The following is a 21,431-nucleotide window of genomic DNA, read 5'->3' on the forward strand; positions in this document are numbered from 1 at the left end:
CTTTTTTCAGACTAACTGTTCATTCGCATCTGGAGCTCATTCGAGATTCTTCTACTGAATCCCCACCAATCCAACCACTACCAAAATGGCCCCAATCACTTGAATCCAGGATGCAATCATCAAAATATGGTTTCCCCGCTGTTCCGATCCTTTCAGAACGAAAAATGTACCAATGGAATCCAATAGGGCACCAATGGAGCTGGCACCATATCCAAGAACCTCCAAATCATTTTCCATCAAGACGAGTGTGGCGTTCGCTTCAAGCGCTGCACCGAATGATTGAATTCCGCTTCCAAAAACATTCAGCTTTTGTCCATCGATTAACGCTCCGGCTAGCTCTAAGTTAGTAGCAACGGCATTGGTCGCATTCCCCCCTGCCTGAAGCCAGCTCCCGGTGATGCCCTGAGTTTGCCTCTCTCCTCCATGGACAGATTCCTTATCTCGGGCAATGGCTTGAAGCGTATTCCCAAATGCTTCAATACCGTTTCCTTTTATAATAAATCTCTTCCATTCTTCTATAGAAGTTACAGTGAAGTTCGTCTGCCCATAGGCTGTTGAAAGGGTTCCGATCAGTACGACGACCGCTCCAGCGACAAATAATTCTTCAGTATACGTATCCACTACCCTCACCACCACTTCACAATTTCTAATATTGTATTCTAATGCGACTCTAGATGCATAGGTCACTCCATAGATCATTTAATTAATTTCCAGTGGTCCAACACCACAGCCCATCCCTAAACATACCCTACTATACCAAGATTCATATTTTCAGCTTGGACTTCCGGTCTTAGAAAGGAGCTTGTATAGATGGAACTTACAGCGGCACATTGGATGTATCTCGTGGGTACGGTAGTCATTATTTTCACGATGCTCTTCCGGCAAAATGTCGTAGTACCCGCCATCGTGGTCACTTTTTTGGTGGGGTGGATTTTCAGTGGTTCGTTCTCATTCGGTCTTCAGACAATATTCAATGCCAGCTTGATCGCAGCAGGAGAGCTATTCAACATATTCCTGATCATTGCAATTATGACCGCCCTGCTTCATTCATTAAAATCGTTGGGTACGGATGAACAGATGATCACCCCGTTTCAAAAGGTCATGAAAAATGGCCATATTTCCTTTTGGGTAATCGTTTTTGTCACCTACTCCATCTCCCTGTTTTTCTGGCCGACGCCTGCCGTCCCTCTCGTTGGCGCATTGCTGATTCCGGTCGCAATAAGAGCCGGGCTTCCACCAATCGGTGCAGCAGTTGCCATCTCACTCGCAGGCCAGGGGATGGCACTGTCCTCGGACTATATCATTCAGATCGCCCCTTCCTTGACTGCAAAAGCAGCCGGGGTGGACCTGAGTTCCGTGGCGGATAAAGCATTTGTACTTTCGCTGATCACTGGATTGACCGCCATTGTTCTGGCTTACCTGGCCATTCGCAGATTGATTTCGAGTCCTTCCAATGATCATCTTCTAAAATGGAACAGCATAGAAAGTACCTCAAAAGGTACCGAAGATGATTCGGATTCGGCTGGGGTAACAAGAAGCAAATACAGCACCCTTTTTGCTATCCTTGTTCCTGGAACATTTCTCGCAATCATTGTCTATATGATTCTCGCAAAATTTTCCGACGTCCTGCCATCACTCGAGGGCGGCGCAGGTGCAGCACTGATTGGGGGAGCATCTGTCATCCTACTGATTGGGGCCACCTTCTTCAAGCAGGCGCGAACCTCACTCACCAATGTTAGCGACCACCTTGTCAAAGGCTTTGTGTTCGCATTCAAAGCCATGGGACCCGTTATCCCGATTGCTGGATTTTTCTTCATCGGCAGTGGCGAATTGGCTGCAAGAATTTTTGGAACGCCGGCAGAAGAAACACCGTCCTTCCTATTTGACCTGATTCTCGCAGGGCAATCCTATATCCCTGAGAATGCATTTATCGCGGGCTTCGGCATTCTTCTAGTTGGAATGATTACCGGGTTGGATGGCTCCGGGTTCTCAGGCCTTCCACTAGTAGGCGCACTATCCGGTGCACTTGGTGACAGTGTCGGCGTCGATCCTGCCACCTTAGCCGCTATCGGTCAAATGGGTGCTATCTGGGTAGGCGGCGGCACACTGATTGCCTGGTCTTCCCTCGTAGCTGTTGCAGGATTCGCGAAGGTTCCGGTGATGGAGCTTGTAAGGCGGAGCTTTGTACCGGTTATTGTAGGGTTGGTTGTGGCTACAGTGTTGGGGTTGTGGATGTTTTAGGGATAGTAAAGAGGGCCAGCTTCCCACTACTTAATAGCAATGGGAGGCTGGCCCCTAAATGTTTTCATTCATACAAATGACATGCCACATAGTGCTTCTCTTCTACCTCTATCCAGGATGGTTCCTTCCTGGCACAGATATCCATTGCCTTTGGACAGCGTGAATAGAACCTGCAGCCCGCTGGAATGTCAGTGGGACTCGGGACATCCCCTTTTAGGATAATTCTTTTACGCTGTCGCTCAAGATTTGGATCTGGTAAAGGTATTGCTGATAAAAGTGCCTCTGTGTATGGATGAAGCGGCTTGTCATATAGGTTTTCACTGTCCGACAACTCCACCATTTTCCCCAAATACATGACCGCAATTCTGTCACTGATATGCTTGACCATGGATAGATCATGGGCAATGAATAAATAGGTGAGCCCTTTCTCTTCCTGAAGCTGTTTTAATAGATTCACAATTTGCGCCTGTATCGATACATCAAGCGCTGCAATAGGCTCGTCCGCAACAATAAAATCAGGGTTCACGGAGAGCGCCCGGGCAATACCGATACGCTGCCTTTGTCCCCCGCTGAATTCATGTGGATAGCGATCCGCATGTTTACGATTCAATCCGACTTGCTCCAAAAGGTCTGTTACTTGTTTTCTGCGCTGTTCTTTCGTCATATCCGGTTGATGGATCAACAGACCTTCTGCTATGATTTCCTCTACAGTTAATCTGGGATTTAAAGAAGAATACGGATCTTGAAAAATCATCTGCATCTTTTTTCTGTATTTTTTCGCATTTGTTTTTGACATCTTGGCATGAAGGTTTTCATTTTCAAAGAGAATTTGGCCTCTAGTCGGGGAATAGAGCTGAAACATGGTACGCCCTACAGTTGATTTGCCGCAGCCGGATTCCCCGACCAATCCGAGTGTCTCCCCTTTGTAGATCGAAAAGGTCAAGCCATCAATCGCACGCAATACCCTGCCTTTACCGACTTTGAAATGCTTCTCCAGTTCTTTTACTTCAATTAGTACTTCCTTGGTAGTCATGAATGATTCCCCCCTACCGCTTCAAGTGCCAAGTCTTCAGGTACCCGTTGATCCTGGAGCCAGCAGGAAACCTTGTGAGAATCAGATTTGGACGTAGGTATAGGGTTGAAGTAATGACAAACCTTCATGGTATATGGACATCTCGCAGCAAATGGACAACCTGTTCCCAGATGGGCCAAATCCGGCGGGGATCCGGGTATTGGTATTAAAGCTTCCGATCGGCCAACATGGAGCTTTGGCATCGATTTTATCAACCCCAATGTGTACGGATGCTGGGCATTGTAAAAAACCTCATCCACCGTCCCCATTTCCACGATTTCACCAGCATACATCACCGCCACCCTATCTGCCATGTTTGCAACAACTCCAAGATCATGGGTTATCAGGATGATGGCCGTACCAGTCTTTTGCTGCAGATCACTCATCAAATCCAATATTTGTGCTTGAATCGTAACATCAAGGGCCGTTGTTGGTTCATCCGCAATCAGTATTTTGGGATTGCATGCCAACGCCATTGCAATGACCACACGCTGCCTCATCCCTCCCGAAAACTGGTGGGGGTAGGAATCGATTCGCTCAACCGGATTAGGAATGCCTACCAATCTAAGCATATCGATTCCTCTTTGCTTCGCTTCCCTCTTTGAGACATGATGATGTTTCTGCAGCCCTTCTATAATTTGCTTTCCAATTTTCATCGTAGGATTCAAGGAAGTCATAGGGTCCTGGAATACCATGGAGATTTCAGATCCACGAATGGCCTGCATTTCCCGAACCGACAAGTTTAAGAGATTTTTATCTTCATAGAAAATTTCACCTTGTGAGATTTTTGTATTATGCTTTGGCAGTAAACGCATAATCGACTTCGCTGTAACAGATTTCCCGGAACCGGATTCTCCTACAATGGCTAATGTCTCTCCTTTATGCAGGGAGAATCCGACACCTCTGACAGCCTGTACGTCGCTTTTCTGAGTGCGGAATGATACTTGCAAGTTGTTCACTGTAAGAATTGGCTTGGTCATATGGTCCTCCCTATTTTCTCATTTTCGGATCGAGTGCGTCTCTTAGTCCATCTCCCAGCAGGTTAAAACAGATCATGATTGCCGAGATGATGATTGCCGGGAAAAATAATTTATATGCAAAGAATCTCATCGCCTTGTATCCATCCTCGATCAATACTCCCAAGGAGGCAAGCGGGGCCTGCAACCCAAGTCCGATAAAGCTTAAAAACGCTTCAAAGAAGATAGCAGTCGGGATGGTGAACATGATGGTAACAATGATCGGTCCCAAGACATTTGGAAATAGATGCTTCCAGATCAACCTTGTATTTGAAGCCCCTAACGTACGGGATGCCAGCACGAATTCCTGGCTTTTAAGCTGCAGAATCTGCCCGCGGACAACACGTGCCATCCCTACCCAGCCAGTTATCACCATAGCAAGAATGATGGAGGTGATACCCGGTTCCAATATAAGAATGAAAAGGATGATCACAATTAGATTCGGGATACCGACCAGCACTTCAATAATCCGTTGCATGACGGTATCAACCCTGCCTCCGTAAAAAGCAGATAGCCCGCCATATAATACTCCAATTACTAAATCCAGAAAGGCGGCAACCAAGGCAATATAGAGGGAAATTTGAGTCCCTTTCCACACCCTAGTCCAAAGATCTCGTCCAAATTCATCGGTGCCGAACCAATAATTTGTCGTAATATTTCTCGCTTCATATTGATTGACACCATTCACATCCTTCCCATCGAAACCCAACCATTCCAAACCAGGCAGTTTTGGGGGCAGGTTTGTATGGGCGATATTTTGGTCTTTGTAGGAAAATTCATTCAAGGATGGACCTATGATTGCCATAACAGAAATGAAAAGTAGGAGAATGACGGCAATAATTGCTCCCCTATTTTTTAGTAGTCGATGAAAAGCCTCTCTCCAGAAGGTTAAAGGTGGTCCGGCAATTTCCTCCTGTTTACTTGGATCAAGCGGGGCTCGTACGAACAGGTCGTCCGTAATTTCCTTTGGTACAACATCTAATCTCTGCAAGGAGCTTTTATTAGGTGAAACAGGAGTGGGCGAATTGGTATTCCTTTCGAGCTTCATGCTTGCTCCCCCTTCCCAAAACTGATTCGAGGGTCAAGGATTCCATATAGAATGTCCACGATGAATACAACAAAAATAAATAAAGCGCTATAGAATAAGGTGATACCCATAATGACACTGTAATCCAGAACCAGAATCGATAAAGTAAACTGTTCTCCCAGCCCGGGAACTGCAAAGATTTTTTCTATCACAAGAGTCCCTGTCATGATAGTGACAGCCAAGGGGCCAAGCATGGTCACAACAGGGATCAGCGCATTACGTACCACATGTTTTGCGACGATGCTTGCTTCGCTTATTCCTTTTGCCCTGGCTGTTATAACATAATCCTGACCGATCACTTCAAGCATTTCACTTCTGATAAATCGTGCTACAGTCGCTATAACCGTCACAGAAAGTGCCAATGAAGGCAGCAGCGTGTATTCATAGCTCTCCCAGAGTGCAGGAGGCAGCCAACCAAGTTTCACCCCTATGTAATACTGAAGCAATGCTGCAAAAACGAAGGAAGGTATCGACATACCAAGGACTGCAACCGTTACCGAACCATAATCCAGTATGGTATTGTGCCTTAATGCGGAGACAATACCAAGAATCAAACCTGTGATTGTTCCGAAAATGAGAGCCTGGAATCCGATAAGTGCAGATGGCCCAATTCTATCGATGATCATACTGTTTACTGTACGCCCTTGATATTGAAAGGACATACCTAAGTCCCCTTGAACCAGATTCCCTATATAGCGGATATACTGGAGGGCAACCGGCTGATCCAGTCCATATTTGGCGTTCAATACAGCAAGCTGGTGATCTGTTAACTTTTCAGGGTTACTGTAGGGTGTTCCCGGAAGGAATTTTACAAGAAAAAAAGTGGCAGTAACAACGACAAATAGTGTGATAAGCATATAAATCATTCTTTGGAAGAAAAATCTTTTCATTTTTAACCACTCTTTTCTTTACATACTTTTATGATTGAAAGGATCATATAAGAGCTTAATAGAGTTGATATTCTTCTATAAAAAAGGGTAGGATGCATATGAATATACACCCTACCCCTAACCTGCTCTATACTGGATGACTATTCAATGTAAGCCCATTTGTATGTGAAGTCAGGACCACTTGGATGTTTGATAAGACCTTTGATCTTACTGCGTTGCAGGATTGCTTCACCACGCTGATAAAGCGGAACCAATGCGGCGTCTTCTTCAAGCAACAATTGCTCTATCTCCAGAAGCATTTCATAGCGAGCACTTAGGTCCGTTTCCAATCTCGCTTTACTGACGAGTTCATCCAAATCAGGGTTATGGTAGTCCATGCGGTTAGCTGAGCTTCCTTTTACCCACATATCCAGATATGTCATAGGGTCACTGTAGTCAGGTCCCCACGTAGATAAGGAAATATCATACTCCACCGCTTTTTCAATTTCGAGGCGTTGTGCAAATGGCACAGCCTTCAATTCCAATGTAAAGCCTGGCAGATTATCTTGGAGCTGGGCCTGCAGATACTCGGCAGTTTTCTTCATTTCTTCCGAATCGGCAATATTGATCGAAACCGTCAGATCTTCTACTCCAACCTCTTCAAGTCCTTGCTTGAAGAGCTTTTGAGCTTCCTCAGCAGTTCCCGTATTAAAGTCACCATTCAACTCCCGATAATCTTTTTTATCCGGTGAGAAATAGAATCCTTCCGGAACAACTCCATATAACGGAGAAGAACCATCTTTTAAAATAACATCCGTTAAGCCTTGACGATCAATGGCCATACTGATCGCTTTTCGGATATTTTTATTTTTCAGTGCCTCATGATTATGATTAAAGCGGAGGAACACTATTCCCGCCTGCTTTGTAATCTTGAACTCTTCGCTATCCTTATATTGATCAACAAACGAGGTGGAGAGCTTCACACGGTCAATCGTGTTACTCTCATATAGATTGGCCGCAGTTGTCGAATCTTTTACCACATAAACATTGATGGTATCGAGCTTTACACTGTCAGCATCATGGTAATCAGGATTCTTTTCAAATTTCCAGCTTTGCTCTTGTTTCCACTCCACTAATTTGAAAGGACCATTTGATAGGATATTTTCAGCTTCTAAAGCATACTGGTCACCTTGCTCTTCCACAAATTTCTGATTTTGGGGAAGGAAGGTCGGAAACGTCAATAATGTTTCAAACAGAGGGTTCGGATTCTCAAGCGTTACTTCCAGCGTCTTCTCATCAACAGCTTTTACTCCCAGCTGATCTGCAGCCATTTCTTCATTCATGATCGCTTCCGCATTTTTCACACTCGCAGTCACAAACATAAAGTTGTATGGGCCGGCTGTTTCGAATACTCTTTTCCATGCAAATTCGAAATCCTGTGCAGTGACAGATTTCCCATTACTCCAAGTTGCATCACGCAGTGTAAAAGTATGTACCATTCCGTCGTCACTTACGTCATGCTTTTCGGCAATTGCAAGTATTGGTTGGTGGTTTTCATCTTGTCGATATAAACCTTCGTTGTTATTATTCAATACATCAAACGCAATTGCATCATGTGCCTGGGTAGAATCAAGGGTCGGGATATCAGCAGTGGCACTGATATTCAGCACCTGTTCACTGGCACTTGCATTTTCACCATCTTTCTCATTTTCCGTCCCTGCTTCATTTGAAGAGCCGAAATTACAGCCTGCAAGAATGGTAGAAAGCATCAATACGAATAGGATAATCGGTAAAAGGCCTCTCTGTTTCATCATCTTCCCCCTTTTTATAATTTGTAGAATATACTATTCTATATCTAGTAGTTTACTTTATTCTGGTATTTCGGACAACTAAATATCTTAATTTTCTAAATAATATAAATATTAGGATTATATACCTAGACCTAAGGAGCTATAAAATGGGATTTAAAAAAATATTGTTTTGGCTGCTTTCATTACCGCTATCTTATTTCGCCATCTCTCTTTTCCACCAATCATATAATCTATTGAATTGGGTCGACTTTCTTTTCATACTTGGATTGGTCCTACTAGTCACAGGTTGCTTGATGTATGTAGTGGCAGGAGGCTTTTTCTCCTCCTTCATTCACAGCTGCAAGGTATTCTTTGCCTCCATCAGTAAAAAAGAACAGATCATTTCAGAGATTGAAGGAAAGAAAGATCGGAGTAATATCAGGTTCCGAAAATCGTTCTTCCCCTCAAAATTAATGATTATTACTGGCTTTGGTTACTGTATCGTAAGTCTATTTTTGTCAATTTTGATTGTGAACAGTTGAAAACTTTGAGCAATAGTCCAAGAAGTTTTGGTAGGCAAATCCTTTTACCATCTCTTCGGAGTAATGCTTTAATAGGGCATTTATCAGATTTTGATACTTGGAGGCGTCTTCGAGATCTTTCACATACGTATTAATTCCATCAAAATCAGAGCCCAGACCTATTTGTTTACTTCCACCAAGACTACAAAGATGTTCAATATGATGGATCAAATCGGATAGATTTGCATTCCCATCTTTTTTCACAAAAGGTGGACAATATACAACATGAACCATTCCACCTTTTGTGAACATCGCTTTTGCTTGGTCGTCATATAGGTTTCTTGGATGATCACAGATCGCTCTCGCATTGGAATGGCTAGCGATCGGGTACTCAGCAAGCTCCATCACATCCCAAAAGGCTTTTTCGCTCAAATGGGAAACATCCGTAAGCACTCGGTTCTCATTATTGATCCTGACAATTTCTTTACCGAACAAGGTTAACCCCGCACCACGCGGTTCACCTGCACCATCTGCAGCCAAATTGGCATTATTCCAGGTCAGGCCAACCGAACGAACCCCCAATTGATAGAGAATACTTAGTTTATGTAGATCGTTTCCGATCGCGTCCACTCCCTCAAGTGTCAGCACGGCACCGATTTCGCCTTCTTTTAACAGGGATATATCTTCCCATTGCTTGATATGTTTCATTTCTGGATTCTTCGCAAGTACTTCCTTATAGAAATAATCAATTTGATCCAATGCCGCCTGGAATTTCTGTTCCGCTTTCATTTCAGGATAGACAAATACTGCATAGCATTGAACCCATACTTCACCTTTTTTCAAGCGCTCTACATTTGTATCCATTTCCTCAGCATTTGAATAGTTCAACCTACCGTTTGAATCCCACAATTTTAACAATGCATCACAGTGCAAATCGATGATTTTCATTTTCTTCTCCCCCTCCAGTCAATTAACAGCTTTGGACAAATCGATTGAAAATATTTTTCGATATACTATCACCATGTACAGCCAATGGCTCGGGATGCCATTGGACACCTAACACAAATGAATGCTCTACACTTTCAATGGCCTCGATGATACCATCCGATGAGTGGGCTGATACGATAAAAGGCTTAGGAACATGTCGAACAGCCTGATGATGATAGGAATTAACTTTAAATTTCGCTTGTCCTGCGATTTCCGCCAGTAAACTATTTTCAGTTGCCATGACATAATGAGACAAATGACTACGTGTTGCTTTTTGGGAATGCTGCAGCAAAGGCTCATCCTTTTGACTATAAATATCCTGATACATGTCACCTCCAATAGCAATGTTCAGGATTTGAATACCGCGACAAATAGCAAGGATCGGCTTATTGGCAGCCAGCATTTTTTCTATAATCGCCAGCTCAAAGCTATCCCTCCCAGGTGAAATCATTCCTAAATTGGGATGCGGCTCTTCACCGAACAGCATGGGATCGATATCCCCTCCCCCCGCCAAAACTAGTCCATCGATCTTATCCACCAGCTGAACTACATCAGAATCTACCCCTATTGGCAAAATAACCGGTATCCCACCAGCCTGGATAATGGATTGCACATAATCGTTCGATAGACTGTGCCGATAATCCAACTCTACATGAGACGTAATTCCAATAATCGGTTTTTTCCCCATAATCAACCCTCTTCTCTTGTTTTAGTTAATCTTATTCATATTCGGAAGGTACATTCCCCCACTCTTGTGGATCAATCACCAATAATCTTCTTCATCACATGAAACTTCCTCGTAATCTCAAACCCATTCTTCTTATAAAGATGCCCTGCTGTCGTCTGCTCGCCCGTCCAAAGGAACCAGGCTGAATGAAGACTTTCCGCTCGCATACTTTGAAGGCAGTCGGACAGAAGGATCTTCCCAAGCCCTTTCCCCTGCTGGTCCGGGTCGACGCCAAACGGGCCAAACCGGTCTGGCACTCCTTCATACCCGCCATACATACAAAAGCCGACTACCTTCCCTTTATCTCGGGCAACTAGAATTCTTTCCAATGGCAGGCCTTGCAGAATCCCCTCGCGGATGGCACGTCCCCAATCCGGATTGAACTTTTCATTCGCGAAAAGAATCACTTCATAGAGGTCCTTATCCTCCGCCCTAGAAAAAGTATATCCCTCTTCCTGCCTGCTTCGCTTCAAAGCTTTTACAGATTCGGAAATCTCATAGCCTAACAAGCTTTTATCCATGGCAACAGGAGAATAGAGCCTTGCAAATCCTTCACTCTGCAGGAAAGCAAATGCTTCCGGATAAGCCTTCTCATCAATTCCAGGTAAAATGTAGTTCGGAGCATAGGATGAAAAGAAAATATTGGAGCGCCCCTCATTTTTCAGAAAAGCGACCGCATCCTCCATCAGTCTCTTTCCAACCCCATTTCGCCGCACATCAGAATCGACAAAAAAGAACGGAATCCAGCCATTATCAGCTTCAAGGTCGGTTCCATACATCGGCAGCAATCTTCTCACTGCATACACACAGCCGACAAGCTTTTCCTCTTCAAAAGCCAAACGAAGGCCACGCGGATCAAAGTTTGCATCCAGCAGTACCAGATTACGATAACGTTTAGAGGTAATTGGATCCTTTCCAAGACTTGCGTTCCACAGCTCCACAATCTGCTTTTCATCCCCCGACTGATAATACCGATAAGTTGTCATCTTCATATACGCCTCCTCATAGATTGAACCCCGGAATGGCAGGGCCTTTTCTTACGTTTAATCCTGTAGGATATTTCAGTGTCTGCGCATACTTGGTCCGGTTCACACAGCCTCGTACCGTACCAAGTGCCTGGTAGTAGTCATAATAGCGGAACGACTTGGAATTCATCACGAACCAATACTGGGACAGCGCTTCTAGATATGTATCAAACTCCTCCGACACATCCACAAAAATGTCCGGCACATATCCCTCCATGTCCTCCCAGTTCTCACTATGAAAATAGTTATAAAAATGGGCAGGCAATCCGTCGAGATTGAAACCTGGAAGCCCCGCCTTCAACTGGGCTGCCTGAACAATCTGCGCACACAGGGCGTGATCGGGATGAATACTGTTCTCCCAGTGGGTAATCACCGTTTTCGGCTTCAGCTCCCGCATCAGCGTCGCAACCCGTGTCACAATGTCATCACTAAAGGTAAGCTCGGCATCCCTGTAATCCAGCGTGATCGTATCCACTCCAAGAACAGCAGCCGATTTCTCCGACTCCCTGATTTTCTGCTCTCTGTATTCCTCAATTGAAGATCCCGGAGGATTCCCCTTTTCCCCTGCAGTCAAATGGACAAATGTCACCCTATGACCAGCCTTTGCATACTTGTGCGCAATCGCACCCGCCTGTATTTCAGCGTCACCGCAATGTGCACCCAGAACGACTAGATTCATAATCTGCACTCTCCTTTTTCTTTCGTTATACTAAATATTCCATGTAAAGGGGAAAAGTCCTCTAAATAAACCAAAAGGGGCCTGACCCTCACCGCTTTAAAGCGGTGAGGGTCAGGCCCCCTTTCTTTTTTACTTACCACTATCCGTTTTTCGTAGAAATACTCTTTCACCTACAAAAATCAACATCATAAAAATAATGGATAGGACAACTATTAAAGGATCTGTGGAAATTTTAACTGAAATAAAGGCACCAAGTACAAGCGCATCAAAGATTAGTGCACTTAATACAATAGCAGAATTCGCTCCAACTTTTTCACGAAGATGCTTGAATACTCCCCAGTGGATGATGATATCCATTACTAGGTAAAGAATCGCTCCCATGGAGGCAATGCGGCTTAAATCAAATAAGATGGTTAACAGCATCGCTAAAACAATGGTATAAACAAGGGTGTGTTTTTGAATACTACCCGGCATACCAAAATGTTTATGAGGGATCAATTTCATATCCGTTAACATAGCCAGCATTCGTGAGACGGCAAATACACTGGCGATGATGCCGGAGATTGTAGCAATTATGGCGATGGCAACAGTAAACCAGAGACCATAATCACCTAACACCGGCTTTGCTGCTTCAGCTAATGCATAATCTTTCGCTTCAATAATTTCATTTAATGAAAGGTTGCTTGAGACTGCCCAAGCTAGTAGTACATAAATGAGTGCACTGATAGAAATAGAAATCATAATGGCTCTGCCAACATTTTTCTTAGGTTTGGTAATTTCGGAACCGCTATTGGTAATGGTGGTAAACCCTTTAAAGGAAAGAATCGTCAAGGCCATCGCAGCTATTGCGCTAACTAAAGTCTGCTCAACAGAACTGTTGCCTCCTCCACCATCAGCCCCTTCAATCGAAAAGCCTGCAATCCATAACCCTACAATCGCAAAAATAGCCAATCCTGCAATTTTTAAAAGGGAAACTATCGAGGTAAAAGATTGGATAAATCTATTTCCAGTTATATTCACTAGAAAAGCGAATGTAAGCAGTCCTACTCCAAGAAGAGGAACAAGAAAACTTGATTCATCTACGCCAAAAATTTGCAACGTATAGGTTCCAAATGTCCTAGCAACCAAACTTTGATTAATGACCATGGAAATCGCCATGAGTAAAGCAGCTGATGCTGTTATAGTTCCATTTCCATAAGCCTTCACCAAAAACATTCCAATTCCTCCCGCAGAAGGGTATTCGCTGCTCATTTTTATGTAAGAATAAGCACTAAATGCGGTAATGATTGCTCCTCCAATGAAAATAAGCGGGAACCAAGACCCTGCAAGTTCTGCTACTTGTCCTAGCAGAGCAAATATCCCAGCGCTGATCATCACGCCAGTGCCTAATCCAACTGCTCCTTTCAGTGAAATACTATCCTTCTTATAATCTGACACTCTATAAGCACCTCCGTAAAAACTTGAATTAATTTGGTATATTTATACCCTTACCCAAAAAATTTGCAGTTATTGTGCAGTTTCTATAAAAAGGTTAGTAGATCAAAATAAAAAAAAAGAGTGCCAATGATAAGCACTCTCTTCTTATTGGTTATTACTGTTCAGTCGGAAGCTGCAGAATGTATTTTCCAAAACCATTCTCCGCTTCTCCATCGTAGCGAATGACGTTGCTTTCCGGAAGTGACTCTACAGCATCCATAGAAGAATCAAATGACACATCAACTTCTCCGCCAACTGGTGCGAATGTCCAGTTGCCATCTGCAGATGGATCGATGGTTCCAAGCTCACGGATGTAGTCGATAATCGCCTGACGGTTCTCGTCCGGATAGAGCTCCACTCCCGTGTTGTTTCTCACGCCAGGGAAGGCTCCGCTTGCACGATAGTTGTTTGTTACGACGATGAATTCCTGAGCAAAATCAATCGGTGCACCGTTGTATTGCAGGTTCTTGATACGGTTTGCTTCCGCGTTGATGACTTTTCCATCCTTGTCGTATTTCGCAGGCTCCGTTACATCGATTTCATACGTTACACCATCAATGACATCATAGTTGTAAGTCGGGAAATCTGTGTTGATCAGCGGCTGTACTGCAGAAGCATTTGGGTCAATCTGCTTGAACTGGCCGGCAGACATCTCCAGCCACTCCAACACGTCAGCACCAGTCACTTTTACAGTCGCAACCGTGTTAGGATACAAGTAAAGGTCGGACACGTTCTTTATCGCAATTTCCCCGGCAGGAATGTACGTGTAATAGCTGGCACCGTTTCTCCCGCCAGCCTTAAATGGTGCACCTGCAGAAAGAATTGGCGTATTTTCATCCGCTGTTCCCTGCAGTTGCTTTTCGATATACCACTTTTGAGCGTTTGTTACAATCTGAATGGATGGATCATCCTGCACAAGGGCGAAGTAGCTGTGGATATCAGCAGTTGTCGTTCCCACTGCCTGACGCACATAGTTGACCGTTCCTTCATGCGCTTCTTTTACCGCAGCCAACACTGCAGGATCGGGATCAGCCAAACTGTTCTTATTCTTATCCATGATCGGCTTCAGACTGGACACTGAATCCTTCACCTTCCAATCACCTTTCACCTTGGAGATCGTCAGGTCCATTACACCAAGCTGGTTGCCCCAGTTACCAGGCATCACAACAGGCACGCCATTGATGGTACCTTTTTCAGTATCAACACCTGGCAGGTCCTTAAATCCACCCGGGAAAGTAAGATGGTTGTGTCCGGTGATGATTGCATCCACACCTTCCACCTTTGTCAGATCATATGTCGCATTCTCTTCCATCTCTGCATACTCCGCATCACCAACACCGGAGTGGGCAAGAACGATGATAAGGTCCGCCCCATCCTTTTTCATCTTCGGAATGTTTGCCTCCACTGACTTCACTATATCCTTTGTAATGATTTTGCCATCAAGATGCGCCTTGTCCCATTGGGTTATCTGAGGCGCCACTACCCCGATTACTCCAACACGAATTACTTGTTTCGTTCCTTTTTCGTCAATCATTTTCTTTTTGATGATTTGATAGGGCTTAATATAATGTTCATCATTGGTTGGGTCATCATCGCCATCATCCTTGAACACGTTGGCACTTACATACGGGAACGGTGCATCATCAAGCACCTCATCCAAGTAGTCCATCCCATAGTTGAATTCATGGTTTCCTAAAGTCGCCGCATCATAATCCAACAATTCCATCGCTTGAAAAACCGGATGCATTTCCTCGTCCTCGAGCACATCCACTTTCGCTTTATAATCGCCAAGCGGATTTCCCTGAATCAGGTCCCCGTTATCAAACAATAAGGTATTTTTCACTTCTGCTCTTGCCTCTTTGATCAATGTTGCCGTTTTTGCCAGACCGAACTCATTCGTTTCTGCATCCTTGTAATAGTCATAGTTGACGAGATGGGTGTGAATATCCGTTGTTCCCAAGATTCTCAGTTCTACATCATGCTTCCCCTGTTTGTCCTTATCTCCTTTTGGTGCAGCATCTACCGCACCTCCTAATGCTGGAGTAGCCAGTACCGATAACGCCATCGTCCCTGCCAATACATTTTTCCCAAGCTTCTGGAATGTTCTCTTCAAGGCAAAACAGCTCCTTTGGTTATGTAATAGTCATACTCTTCTAATTATAGATAAGATTACTATTTACAAAATAATCTAATAGGACTGAATTTCCTTCCAAATAATAGCGATAATTGTATAAAAATAGGGATTTATAATGATTTTTGGAAGAGACCCCCATATTCTTAAAAAAACTCTGCGAATTATTATAGTTAATAAGCTGAGCGACGGGAGTCCCCTCGGAAATTTCATTTTCTGGACCATTTACATTTTTAGCAAAAACATCACTTATTAAAACAATCTCCCGCTCAAAGCATCCAAATACCTCTTCGCTGAACGCTGCACCGCTTCATGGGCATCCTCCATTACTACCCGGTGAAAAGCATTATACAACCTATCAAACTTCAACTCTTTAGTTTTAACTGCTATTTCTTCCACCTTTGCGGCCGACAACGGAATGAGATTCGGATAGCTGTACATGAAGCTCACCCAGTTCCGGTCCGCTACCACTTGGATTACATCACCAGTCAAAAGTACACCTTTTCCCTCGTTCCCATTCTTCCATTCCATTACCGCTCCACCTTTGAAATGTCCTCCTAACCTGTGCAAGGTAATAACGGGTGCCAATTCCAGTGATTCCCCTGACCAGAATTTGATGCGCTCACTTGGTCGCATCACCCATTCTTTGTCATCCTGATGAATATAGATGGGAACATCGAACGCTTCTGCCCATTCAACCTGGGTTGAATAATAATGAGGATGCGAAAGCGCAATGGCATGTATTCCCCCTAGCGACTCAACCTCCCTGACTGTCGCTTCATCCAAATAGGTGATGCAATCCCACAGCACATTAAACCCTGCATTCTGCACAAGGTACGCTGTTTGCCCAATTGCAAATTCGGGTGAGGTTTTTATACTATATAGACCTTGCTCTTCCATTTGAATGACATTTTGATATTCTTTTTGTTTCATCTCCTCCAAAGTTGTCCATGACTGGCCATCCGGACTCACATACTGCCTTTCTTCAGTGCATATTCTGCAAAAATCCGGTTGATGTAACGTGCCTTCGTATTGAACTCCACATGTATCACAAATATAATTCTTCATCACAAACCCCGCCTTCTTTAACTATTCTCTTTAAATTAAGGATACGGGTTTAGCATAGAGGATTCTTCAGTGAATAGATTGAATTTTCGTAAGACTTTTGATGTAGAAAAGGGGCCTGACCCTCAACGCTTTAAAGCTGCTTGAGGGTCAGGCCCCTACAATTCCTATTTCTTCACTACCTCAACTCTGCCCTTCTCCCCAAAGCTCACCTTTCCGTCCTTGATCTCAACCGCTTCGCCAGCAGCTAGATTCGTAAAGATGATAGGTGTGATGGTGGAAGTTGCTTCGCTTTTGATGATGTTTAGGTCAACTTTCAATAATGGCTGTCCTTGCTCCACTTTGTCTCCTTGCTCGATCAGGCTTTCAAAGCCGCGACCTTTCAGGTTGACTGTGTCGATTCCCACATGCACGAGAACCTCTCTGCCGTCAGCAGTTTCAATTCCTATTGCATGCTTGGTTGGGAATAGGTTAATGATTGTTCCGGCTACAGGTGATACGACAGTACCTTCCGTCGGTTCAATTGCAAAGCCGTCGCCCATCATTTTTTGGGAGAAAACTTTGTCAGGTACTTCAGAGATCGGCAGAAGTTTGCCGCTCATCGGTATCACGATTTCTGTATCAGTTGAAGCTACTGCAACAGGTTCAATAGTTGCTGCCACTTCTTCCTTCACCGGAGTTTTCCCGCTAAGGATATCCTGGATCTGCCCTTTGATGATTTCAGAACGAGGTCCGAAGATTGCCTGGATGTTTTTATCAATCTGCATGACGCCAGCAGCGCCAAGCTTTTTCAACTGCTCTTTATCTACCTGATCCACGTCTCTTACACTTACGCGAAGACGCGTGATACATGCATCCAGGTTTGCCAGGTTCTCTTTTCCACCAAGTGCTTTCAGTACGCCGTATGGAAGATCCAAAGAACCGCCTGCTGCATTTTCTTGTGACTCTTCCACTTTTTCTTCACGACCAGGAGTCATCAGGTTGAACTTCTTGATTGCAAAACGGAATCCGAAGTAGTAGATAACAGAAAACGCCAGTCCTACTGGAATCACTAGCCACCAAGCAGTTTGGTTAGGCAGAACACCGAATAGGATATAGTCGATGACGCCCCCGGAGAAGGTCATCCCGATTTTCACATCCAACATATGCATCACCATAAAGGAAAGTCCCGCAAATACTGCATGGATCCCGAATAGTACTGGTGCAACAAACAGGAAACTGAATTCAAGCGGTTCAGTGATACCAGTCAAAAATGATGTTAAAGCTGCAGAACCCATGATTCCTGCAACATATTTCTTTTGCTCAGGACGTGCACAGTGATAGATTGCTAGAGCTGCTGCCGGCAAACCGAACATCATGAACGGGAATTTACCGGTCATGAAGGTACCTGCAGTAAGTTCCGCTCCGTCTTTTACCTGCTCCATGAAAATACGCTGATCGCCGCGGACAATTTCACCAGCCGCATTTGTGTAGGAACCAAACTCAAACCAAAACGGCGAGTAGAAAATATGGTGCAAGCCAAATGGAATCAAGGAACGTTCAATCACCCCGAAAATAAAGGCAGCCAACGTACGGTTTGATTCTGTCATAAAGTAAGAGAACGTATTAAGCCCTTCTTGTGCAAAAGGCCAGATGAAGTTCATCACAACACCCAATACTAATGCGGATGCCGCTGTAATGATAGGAACAAAACGCTTACCAGCGAAGAATCCCAAATAAGATGGCAATTCAATATTGTAGAACTTATTGTACATATATGCTCCGAGCACCCCGGCTATAATACCGCCGAATACACCGGTCTGCAGGGTTGGTATCCCAAGTACATTGGCAAGTGCCGGATCGCTTCCAACCTGGTCTGCAGTAACGCCACTTATGACACTCATCGTCACGTTCATGATCAGGTACCCGATCATTGCCGCAAGTCCGGCAACACCATCACCATTGGCGAGACCGATGGCCACCCCGATGGCAAATAATAATGGCAGGTTCGAGAAGACGATGCTTCCTGCCTGTTCCATAATTTCTGCAAGTAAAATGATACCATCCGCCTCTAGAAATGAAAGACGGCTGACAAGATTCGGGTTTTGCATTGCATTACCGAATGCAAGTAGAATCCCCGCAGCTGGCAGCAGGGCCACCGGAAGCATCAATGCGCGACCGATTCGCTGCAGCAAACCGAATGATTTCTTAAACATAGCTTTTTTCCTCCTAAGTATCCTTCATGCATGACAGAAAAGTTCCGAACAACAAAAAAGGCATGAGAATCAAGAAAGTGTACGCGAAAGCGCGGTAGATGTCTGGTCTACCACTCTTTGTACAGCTTTTCTTCCTCTCATGCCTGCATCACCAGTAACACGTGAAAAAAACGTTGTATTTAGGTCTTATTCTATTGTTTAGAAAGCCTTTGCAAATGGAGAGTCAAATAGACGGCCTCTGCATCCGGCACAGACTTCTGCAATTTCTGCTGCATTATTTTTATCAATTTCCATGCTAGATTGTAGCATACGGGATATTCCTCCCGCAACACTTTTGCGAGGATTTCCTGCTGATCGGGACGGAACTGGTCTGTCTGCACTCGTTCGATCGACGCATGAAAATGGCGTACGAGGCGCAGATAATTAATATCTGTCCGGTCAATCTTAATTTTCAAGGAATCCTCAATCACCGTCACCATATCGTTGATCAGCTGGGTGTGGCGGTTGATTTCTGCCAGGTCCCGGTTCGTCAGGGCACTGTGGATGTGCAGGGTGATAAAGCCAATCTCCCCCTCCGGAATCGCAAGATCCAGCTTGACCTTCAGCCATTCGACAATCTCCAATGCTGCTGCATATTCCCTCGGGTAGGCAAGCTCCGTTTCCTTTAAAAAAGGGTTCTTGATATCGAGACCCTGCTGAATTCTTTTTACAGCAAAATACAAGTGATCTGTCAGCCCGACATGGATATGCTCATTCAGTTTCACCTGAAACCTGGCCTCGACCATTTCCATGCATTCATTCATGAGGCCGATAAACGATTCATCTATATAATCAAGCAGTTGCTTATATTGGTTCTGCTCGTCCTCACTTTTGAGCACAAAAAACTTCTCAGCGTGCTCGACTGTTATATCCTCTCCCGCCTTCTTTCCGAATCCGATTCCCTTACCGGTAAGAATCACTTCGCCGTACTCCGGGTGGGTGGCAATGAGGACATTGTTGTTCAACACTTTTTTAACTTGCATCTTCATTCCTCCGGTGCAAAAAAACTGCAATATTTATAAAGTTACGCTAGGATTGGAATAGAGTCAAGTCAACAATATCTGGTATGAAAAATGCATCCAAAATCCCTATGGAAACGTTAGAAGAATAGAATGTCTTTTCTTCTTTATTAAAGACACTAAAGGGTATAATGAAAGCAATCAAATAAAGAGGGAGAAATTCTATGCAGAATAAGGACGCACTCCTTTATGAGCGGGTAAGGGGCAAGGATAAGGTCGCTCTTGAAGAGCTTTACGATAGGTATGAGAGAATTCTATATTCCTTTTTGATGAAAGTGACCGGTGATCAGGAAATTGCAGAAGAAGCGATGCAGGATGTCTTCATCAAGCTATGGCAGGGAAACGGGATCTATGATTCCGCCAAGGGCAAGTTCTCATCTTGGCTTTTCACCATGGCAAGAAACAGGGCATTGGATATCATCCGCAAAAGAACACGAACCCAGAGCACCCCGATTGAAGACATCGAGCCTTTCCTGGAATCGACAGACTCGACAGAAGGCCAGACAGAGTGGAACGAACAGCGCGATGAAATCAGAAAAGCGGTATCCACCTTATCGGACGATCAGAAAAAAATGGTACATTATATGTACTTTAAAGGATATACCCAGCAGAAAATAGCCGAAAAGACCGGCATCCCGCTCGGTACGGTGAAAGGAAGACTACGATTGGCATTGAAAAAGTTAAAGCAGACATTGATTTCAGACGGAGAGAGGAGGGGGAGCATATGAGTCAGAAGTGTGACTTGCTTTTGGATTATTTTAATGGGCACTTAACAGATAAAGAGAGAGAAGAATTCGAACAGCATGCAGCTGCATGTCCGGAATGTCAGGAAGAACTCGAAGAACTCCAGGAAGTGCTTGGAGACATGGCTTTTCTTTCCGACCCGGTAACTCCCCCAGTAGAAATGAAAGATAGAATCCTGGGCAATGTATTTGCTGAGGAAAAGGTTGAACCGGCACCGGTTGATACACCAACGCCTGTTGCAACTCCAACGCCTTTCAGAAAAAAAACGGGCAATAACTCGAAGCCATGGCTGACTGGGTTGTTGGCAGCATCGCTTATCATATCCTTGCTAGGAAACGGCTACTTCCTGATGCAGGAGGACAAGGAAGGTGCAACAGATGATCAGGAGCTCACACAGCCGGATAGTGTCGTAGCACTCGAACCCTCTGACGCAGGTGGAAAGGGATTTGCCGCCCTCTTCAAACAGAATCAGGAGCTATCCGTCATGATCCAGACACAGGAACTGCCGGAGCTCACAGGAACGGAAGTGTACCAGGTATGGCTGCTGAAGGACGGTGCGCCGATACCTGCTGGTGACTTCACGGTGGATGAAAACGGCAAGGGCTACGTCTTCTATAAAGTAGATCAAGCTGAACAACAGGACTGGGATACGATAGCGATCACCCTGGAGCCTGAGAAGGGCAACGAGTTGCCTGAGGGAAGCATATTGCTTTCGGCAGGGTTGTAAAAGGAAAGGCAGAGCCAATCA

At 44.5% G+C, this 21,431-nt stretch carries 19 protein-coding genes; 4 read left to right on the top strand and 15 right to left on the bottom strand.

Annotation, left to right across the window (positions count from 1 at the left end):
* Positions 1-51: 51 nt before the first annotated feature.
* The gene (locus ABN702_RS15220) at positions 52-699 is read right to left on the bottom strand and encodes a DUF6944 family repetitive protein (RefSeq protein ID WP_417897628.1); all 648 of its coding nucleotides are present in this window, start codon (positions 697-699) and stop codon (positions 52-54) included.
* A gap of 111 nt (positions 700-810) precedes the next feature.
* Here ABN702_RS15220 and ABN702_RS15225 point away from each other — a divergent pair, with 111 nt between their 5' ends.
* Positions 811-2,241, top strand: a complete 1,431-nt coding sequence (locus tag ABN702_RS15225) for a hypothetical protein (protein WP_417897629.1) — start codon at positions 811-813, stop codon at positions 2,239-2,241.
* Positions 2,242-2,305: 64 nt separating this feature from the next.
* On the opposite strand, the gene ABN702_RS15230 is transcribed toward ABN702_RS15225, so the two are convergent.
* The 5 genes from ABN702_RS15230 to ABN702_RS15250 form a co-directional block, all read right to left on the bottom strand.
* Positions 2,306-3,274 (bottom strand): ABC transporter ATP-binding protein, encoded by a 969-nt coding sequence (locus ABN702_RS15230; RefSeq protein ID WP_417897630.1) that lies wholly within the window; start codon positions 3,272-3,274, stop codon positions 2,306-2,308.
* The gene (locus ABN702_RS15235) at positions 3,271-4,293 is read right to left on the bottom strand and encodes an ABC transporter ATP-binding protein (protein WP_417897631.1); all 1,023 of its coding nucleotides are present in this window, start codon (positions 4,291-4,293) and stop codon (positions 3,271-3,273) included. Before ABN702_RS15235 ends, ABN702_RS15230 begins: the two co-directional genes overlap by 4 nt.
* A 10-nt stretch (positions 4,294-4,303) precedes the next feature.
* Positions 4,304-5,377, bottom strand: coding sequence for an oligopeptide ABC transporter permease (opp3C, locus tag ABN702_RS15240; protein ID WP_417897632.1), 1,074 nt, complete (start codon positions 5,375-5,377; stop codon positions 4,304-4,306).
* Positions 5,374-6,306, bottom strand: a complete 933-nt coding sequence (locus ABN702_RS15245) for an ABC transporter permease (protein WP_417897633.1) — start codon at positions 6,304-6,306, stop codon at positions 5,374-5,376. Before ABN702_RS15245 ends, opp3C begins: the two co-directional genes overlap by 4 nt.
* A gap of 140 nt (positions 6,307-6,446) precedes the next feature.
* The gene (locus tag ABN702_RS15250; RefSeq protein ID WP_417897634.1) at positions 6,447-8,099 is read right to left on the bottom strand and encodes a peptide ABC transporter substrate-binding protein; all 1,653 of its coding nucleotides are present in this window, start codon (positions 8,097-8,099) and stop codon (positions 6,447-6,449) included.
* Between the two features lie 143 nt (positions 8,100-8,242).
* Here ABN702_RS15250 and ABN702_RS15255 point away from each other — a divergent pair, with 143 nt between their 5' ends.
* Positions 8,243-8,617, top strand: coding sequence for a DUF3899 domain-containing protein (locus tag ABN702_RS15255; RefSeq protein ID WP_417897635.1), 375 nt, complete (start codon positions 8,243-8,245; stop codon positions 8,615-8,617).
* On the opposite strand, the gene ABN702_RS15260 is transcribed toward ABN702_RS15255, so the two are convergent.
* From ABN702_RS15260 to glcT, 9 genes are all read right to left on the bottom strand, one after another.
* Positions 8,594-9,544, bottom strand: coding sequence for a dipeptidase (locus ABN702_RS15260; protein WP_417897636.1), 951 nt, complete (start codon positions 9,542-9,544; stop codon positions 8,594-8,596). The genes ABN702_RS15255 and ABN702_RS15260 overlap by 24 nt on opposite strands.
* A 22-nt stretch (positions 9,545-9,566) precedes the next feature.
* Positions 9,567-10,271, bottom strand: a complete 705-nt coding sequence (locus tag ABN702_RS15265) for a gamma-glutamyl-gamma-aminobutyrate hydrolase family protein (protein ID WP_417897637.1) — start codon at positions 10,269-10,271, stop codon at positions 9,567-9,569.
* A gap of 71 nt (positions 10,272-10,342) precedes the next feature.
* Complete coding sequence (locus ABN702_RS15270; RefSeq protein ID WP_417900929.1) at positions 10,343-11,296, bottom strand: GNAT family N-acetyltransferase; 954 nt, start codon at positions 11,294-11,296, stop codon at positions 10,343-10,345.
* A 16-nt stretch (positions 11,297-11,312) separates the two neighbouring features.
* Positions 11,313-12,014 carry a PIG-L deacetylase family protein gene (locus ABN702_RS15275; protein WP_417897638.1) on the bottom strand — a complete coding sequence of 234 codons (702 nt, stop codon included), beginning with the start codon at positions 12,012-12,014 and terminating at the stop codon, positions 11,313-11,315.
* A gap of 129 nt (positions 12,015-12,143) precedes the next feature.
* A complete protein-coding gene (locus ABN702_RS15280; RefSeq protein WP_417897639.1) occupies positions 12,144-13,451 on the bottom strand; it encodes an APC family permease in 1,308 nt (435 codons plus the stop codon).
* Between the two features lie 154 nt (positions 13,452-13,605).
* Positions 13,606-15,555, bottom strand: coding sequence for a bifunctional 2',3'-cyclic-nucleotide 2'-phosphodiesterase/3'-nucleotidase (locus ABN702_RS15285; protein WP_417900930.1), 1,950 nt, complete (start codon positions 15,553-15,555; stop codon positions 13,606-13,608).
* A 318-nt stretch (positions 15,556-15,873) separates the two neighbouring features.
* A complete protein-coding gene (locus tag ABN702_RS15290) occupies positions 15,874-16,689 on the bottom strand; it encodes an MBL fold metallo-hydrolase (protein ID WP_417897640.1) in 816 nt (271 codons plus the stop codon).
* Between the two features lie 164 nt (positions 16,690-16,853).
* Positions 16,854-18,881, bottom strand: coding sequence for a glucose-specific PTS transporter subunit IIBC (gene ptsG / locus ABN702_RS15295; RefSeq protein ID WP_417897641.1), 2,028 nt, complete (start codon positions 18,879-18,881; stop codon positions 16,854-16,856).
* Positions 18,882-19,072: 191 nt separating this feature from the next.
* A complete protein-coding gene (glcT, locus tag ABN702_RS15300; RefSeq protein WP_417897642.1) occupies positions 19,073-19,903 on the bottom strand; it encodes a glucose PTS transporter transcription antiterminator GlcT in 831 nt (276 codons plus the stop codon).
* Positions 19,904-20,103: 200 nt separating this feature from the next.
* On the opposite strand from glcT, the gene ABN702_RS15305 reads away from it, so the two are divergent.
* Together ABN702_RS15305 and ABN702_RS15310 are read left to right on the top strand one after the other, a co-directional pair.
* A complete protein-coding gene (locus ABN702_RS15305; protein WP_417897643.1) occupies positions 20,104-20,667 on the top strand; it encodes an RNA polymerase sigma factor in 564 nt (187 codons plus the stop codon).
* The gene (locus ABN702_RS15310) at positions 20,664-21,410 is read left to right on the top strand and encodes an anti-sigma factor domain-containing protein (protein ID WP_417897644.1); all 747 of its coding nucleotides are present in this window, start codon (positions 20,664-20,666) and stop codon (positions 21,408-21,410) included. The genes ABN702_RS15305 and ABN702_RS15310 overlap by 4 nt, the downstream gene beginning before the upstream one ends.
* The last annotated feature ends 21 nt before the right edge of the window (positions 21,411-21,431 follow it).

The sequence above is a fragment of the Bacillus haimaensis genome (assembly GCF_048270625.1).
Classification (GTDB): Bacteria; Bacillota; Bacilli; order Bacillales; family Bacillaceae_I; genus Sutcliffiella_A; species Sutcliffiella_A haimaensis.

Excerpts from the sequence above, each read along its gene's own strand:
- opp3C (WP_417897632.1), bottom strand. The coding sequence starts at position 5,377 with ATGAAGCTCGAAAGGAATACCAATTCGCCCACTCCTGTTTCACCTAAT.
- ABN702_RS15235 (WP_417897631.1), bottom strand. The coding sequence starts at position 4,293 with ATGACCAAGCCAATTCTTACAGTGAACAACTTGCAAGTATCATTCCGC.
- ABN702_RS15270 (WP_417900929.1), bottom strand. The coding sequence starts at position 11,296 with ATGACAACTTATCGGTATTATCAGTCGGGGGATGAAAAGCAGATTGTG.
- ABN702_RS15265 (WP_417897637.1), bottom strand. The coding sequence starts at position 10,271 with ATGGGGAAAAAACCGATTATTGGAATTACGTCTCATGTAGAGTTGGAT.
- ABN702_RS15220 (WP_417897628.1), bottom strand. The coding sequence starts at position 699 with ATGATCTATGGAGTGACCTATGCATCTAGAGTCGCATTAGAATACAAT.
- ABN702_RS15285 (WP_417900930.1), bottom strand. The coding sequence starts at position 15,555 with ATGGCGTTATCGGTACTGGCTACTCCAGCATTAGGAGGTGCGGTAGAT.
- ABN702_RS15275 (WP_417897638.1), bottom strand. The coding sequence starts at position 12,014 with ATGAATCTAGTCGTTCTGGGTGCACATTGCGGTGACGCTGAAATACAG.
- ABN702_RS15290 (WP_417897640.1), bottom strand. The coding sequence starts at position 16,689 with ATGAAGAATTATATTTGTGATACATGTGGAGTTCAATACGAAGGCACG.
- ABN702_RS15230 (WP_417897630.1), bottom strand. The coding sequence starts at position 3,274 with ATGACTACCAAGGAAGTACTAATTGAAGTAAAAGAACTGGAGAAGCAT.
- ABN702_RS15260 (WP_417897636.1), bottom strand. The coding sequence starts at position 9,544 with ATGAAAATCATCGATTTGCACTGTGATGCATTGTTAAAATTGTGGGAT.
- ABN702_RS15250 (WP_417897634.1), bottom strand. The coding sequence starts at position 8,099 with ATGATGAAACAGAGAGGCCTTTTACCGATTATCCTATTCGTATTGATG.
- ABN702_RS15225 (WP_417897629.1), top strand. The coding sequence starts at position 811 with ATGGAACTTACAGCGGCACATTGGATGTATCTCGTGGGTACGGTAGTC.
- glcT (WP_417897642.1), bottom strand. The coding sequence starts at position 19,903 with ATGCAAGTTAAAAAAGTGTTGAACAACAATGTCCTCATTGCCACCCAC.
- ABN702_RS15255 (WP_417897635.1), top strand. The coding sequence starts at position 8,243 with ATGGGATTTAAAAAAATATTGTTTTGGCTGCTTTCATTACCGCTATCT.
- ABN702_RS15310 (WP_417897644.1), top strand. The coding sequence starts at position 20,664 with ATGAGTCAGAAGTGTGACTTGCTTTTGGATTATTTTAATGGGCACTTA.
- ptsG (WP_417897641.1), bottom strand. The coding sequence starts at position 18,881 with ATGTTTAAGAAATCATTCGGTTTGCTGCAGCGAATCGGTCGCGCATTG.
- ABN702_RS15305 (WP_417897643.1), top strand. The coding sequence starts at position 20,104 with ATGCAGAATAAGGACGCACTCCTTTATGAGCGGGTAAGGGGCAAGGAT.
- ABN702_RS15245 (WP_417897633.1), bottom strand. The coding sequence starts at position 6,306 with ATGAAAAGATTTTTCTTCCAAAGAATGATTTATATGCTTATCACACTA.